Origin of the sequence: Pseudoalteromonas sp. Cn5-37, assembly GCF_021532495.1 — a bacterium.
In the GTDB taxonomy this organism is placed as follows: Bacteria; Pseudomonadota; Gammaproteobacteria; order Enterobacterales; family Alteromonadaceae; genus Pseudoalteromonas; species Pseudoalteromonas simplex.
In genome coordinates, this window is record NZ_JAKGBA010000077.1 from 1 (window position 1) to 2277 (window position 2277).

Consider the following 2277-nt stretch of genomic DNA (forward strand, 5'->3'; position numbering starts at 1 on the left):
AGTTGCAAGGTATAGACCCGAAACCCGGTGATCTAGCCATGGGCAGGTTGAAGGTTGAGTAACATCAACTGGAGGACCGAACCCACTAACGTTGAAAAGTTAGGGGATGACCTGTGGCTAGGAGTGAAAGGCTAATCAAACCGGGAGATAGCTGGTTCTCCCCGAAATCTATTTAGGTAGAGCCTCGGACGAATACTTACGGGGGTAGAGCACTGTTAAGGCTAGGGGGTCATCCCGACTTACCAACCCTTTGCAAACTCCGAATACCGTAAAGTACTATCCGGGAGACACACGGCGGGTGCTAACGTCCGTCGTGAAGAGGGAAACAACCCAGACCGCCAGCTAAGGTCCCAAAGTCATAGTTAAGTGGGAAACGATGTGGAAAGGCCCAGACAGCCAGGAGGTTGGCTTAGAAGCAGCCATCCTTTAAAGAAAGCGTAATAGCTCACTGGTCGAGTCGGTCTGCGCGGAAGATGTAACGGGGCTAAACTATGCACCGAAGCTGCGGATTCAAACTATGTTTGAGTGGTAGGGGAGCGTTCTGTAAGCCGTTGAAGGTGTACCGGGAGGTATGCTGGAGGTATCAGAAGTGCGAATGCTGACATGAGTAACGATAATGCGGGTGAAAAACCCGCACGCCGGAAGACCAAGGGTTCCTATCCCATGTTAATCAGGGTAGGGTAAGTCGACCCCTAAGGCGAGGCCGAAAGGCGTAGTCGATGGGAAACGGGTTAATATTCCCGTACTTGGTATAATTGCGATGGGGGGACGGAGCAGGCTAAACAAGCATGGCGTTGGTTGTCCATGTGAAAGTGAGTAGGTTGGTGACTTAGGAAAATCCGGGTTGCTAAGACTGAGACACGAGACGAGCACCCAAGGGTGTGAAGTTGTTGATGCCATACTTCCAGGAAAAGCCTCTAAGCTTCAGATTATACCGAATCGTACCCCAAACCGACACAGGTGGTCAGGTAGAGAATACTAAGGCGCTTGAGAGAACTCGGGTGAAGGAACTAGGCAAAATTGTACCGTAACTTCGGGAGAAGGTACGCTCCTATCTGTGATGAGACTTGCTCTCTAAGCGGACGGGAGCCGCAGTGACCAGGTGGCTGGGACTGTTTATTAAAAACACAGCACTGTGCAAAATCGCAAGATGACGTATACGGTGTGACACCTGCCCGGTGCCGGAAGGTTAATTGATGGGGTTAGTTTTCGGACGAAGCTCTTGATCGAAGCCCCGGTAAACGGCGGCCGTAACTATAACGGTCCTAAGGTAGCGAAATTCCTTGTCGGGTAAGTTCCGACCTGCACGAATGGTGTAACCATGGCCACGCTGTCTCCACCCGAGACTCAGTGAAATTGAAATCGCAGTGAAGATGCTGTGTACCCGCGGCTAGACGGAAAGACCCCGTGAACCTTTACTACAGCTTGGCACTGAACATTGACCCTACATGTGTAGGATAGGTGGGAGGCTTTGAAGCAGAAACGCTAGTTTTTGTGGAGCCGTCCTTGAAATACCACCCTTGTAGTGTTGATGTTCTAACGTTGGCCCCTAATCGGGGTTACGGACAGTGCCTGGTGGGTAGTTTGACTGGGGCGGTCTCCTCCCAAAGAGTAACGGAGGAGCACGAAGGTTGGCTAAGTACGGTCGGACATCGTACGGTTAGTGTAATGGTAGAAGCCAGCTTAACTGCGAGACAGACACGTCGAGCAGGTACGAAAGTAGGTCATAGTGATCCGGTGGTTCTGAATGGAAGGGCCATCGCTCAACGGATAAAAGGTACTCCGGGGATAACAGGCTGATACCGCCCAAGAGTTCATATCGACGGCGGTGTTTGGCACCTCGATGTCGGCTCATCACATCCTGGGGCTGAAGTCGGTCCCAAGGGTATGGCTGTTCGCCATTTAAAGTGGTACGCGAGCTGGGTTTAGAACGTCGTGAGACAGTTCGGTCCCTATCTGCCGTGGGCGTTTGAGAATTGAGAGGGGTTGCTCCTAGTACGAGAGGACCGGAGTGAACGAACCGCTGGTGTTCGGGTTGTCATGCCAATGGCACTGCCCGGTAGCTACGTTCGGAACTGATAAGCGCTGAAAGCATCTAAGCGCGAAGCAGGCCTCGAGATGAGTTCTCACTAGACTTTTAAAGTCTCTGAAGGGCCGTTGAAGACTACAACGTTGATAGGCAGGATGTGGAAGTGGTGTGAGCCATTAAGCTAACCTGTACTAATTACCCGTGAGGCTTAACCATACAACGCCAAACGCGTTTTATGACAGCGTAAC

Annotated in this window: 1 rRNA gene; it reads left to right on the forward strand. The window is 51.6% G+C overall.

The features are described 5' to 3' along the window. Positions 1-2245 (forward strand): 23S ribosomal RNA (locus tag L1266_RS22090); the annotation flags it as partial. Positions 2246-2277 lie beyond the last annotated feature (32 nt).